The sequence below is a fragment of the Polaromonas sp. P3_C2 genome (genome assembly GCF_056402675.1).
The window spans coordinates 1-1,013 of record NZ_JBFUGX010001033.1; the positions used below are offsets into that span (position 1 = coordinate 1).

Here is a 1,013-nt window from a genome sequence, read left to right on the forward strand (position 1 = left end):
GCCACAAGGGCCACCCCGAGGTCGAAGGCACCATGGGCCAACTCGACAGCGGCATCCACCTGGTGGAAGACGTGGCCGACGTCTGGCGCATCAGCCCGGCCCAGACCGAACGCCTGGCAGTCGTCACGCAGACCACGCTGAGCGTGGACGACGCGGCCGAGATCAGCGCAGCCGTGAAGGCGCGCTTTCCGCAGGTGCGCGAACCCAAACACCAGGATATTTGCTACGCCACGCAGAACCGGCAGGACGCTGTCAAGGTGTTGAGCCCACAGGTTGACATCCTCATCGTGGTCGGCAGCCCGACCAGCTCCAACAGCAACCGCCTGCGCGAGCTGGCCGCCAAGCTGGGCACCGAGGCCTACATGGTGGACGACGCCAGCGAGTTAAAGGAGTCTTGGTTTGAGGGCAAGGGCCGGGTCGGCCTGACGGCCGGTGCTTCGGCGCCGGAAATCCTCGTCAAGCAGGTGATCGACCGCATCAAGGCGCTGGGCGCCGTGTCGGTGCGCAAGATGGAAGGCATTGAGGAAACCATCAAGTTCCCGCTGCCCAAGGGCCTGAAGCTCGATGCGCAGGGCCAGATGCTGGAAGTCAATGACAGCCAGCTGCATCAGCTCTGACCTGATTTTTCTTTTTTCCAATATGACTAATCGCTATCAAATTGAGAGCTGCTTGCGCACGTTCGAAGCGGGCTACAGCCACTTTATTCATAAAACACCGCTGTGGAAGCTGCCTGGCAAGGCGCTGGGCGTGGAATGCGCTGAGGTCTGGCTCAAGCTCGAACACCTGCAAACCGGCGGCAGCTTCAAGGCGCGCGGCATGCTCAACCGCCTGCTGTCCAATCCCATCCCGGCCAGCGGAGTGATCGTGGCTTCCGGCGGCAACGCGGGCATTGCCACAGCCGCCGCGGCCCGCGAGCTGGGTGTGCGCTGCGAAGTCTTTGTGCCTGAAGTGTCGACGCCCGCCAAACGCGCCAAGCTGGCCGCGCTGGGTGCCGATGTGGTGGTGACGGGAGC

1 protein-coding gene and 1 pseudogene are annotated in these 1,013 nt (G+C 63.4%); both read left to right on the forward strand.

Annotated elements, in window-relative coordinates; all coding sequences use genetic code 11:
- Positions 1–617 (forward strand): annotated as a pseudogene (ispH, locus tag AC1DWI_RS24360) (4-hydroxy-3-methylbut-2-enyl diphosphate reductase); the annotation flags it as partial.
- Positions 618–639: 22 nt separating this feature from the next.
- A partial coding sequence (locus AC1DWI_RS24365; RefSeq protein WP_477726069.1) for a pyridoxal-phosphate dependent enzyme occupies positions 640–1,013 on the forward strand: 374 nt, incomplete at its 3' end.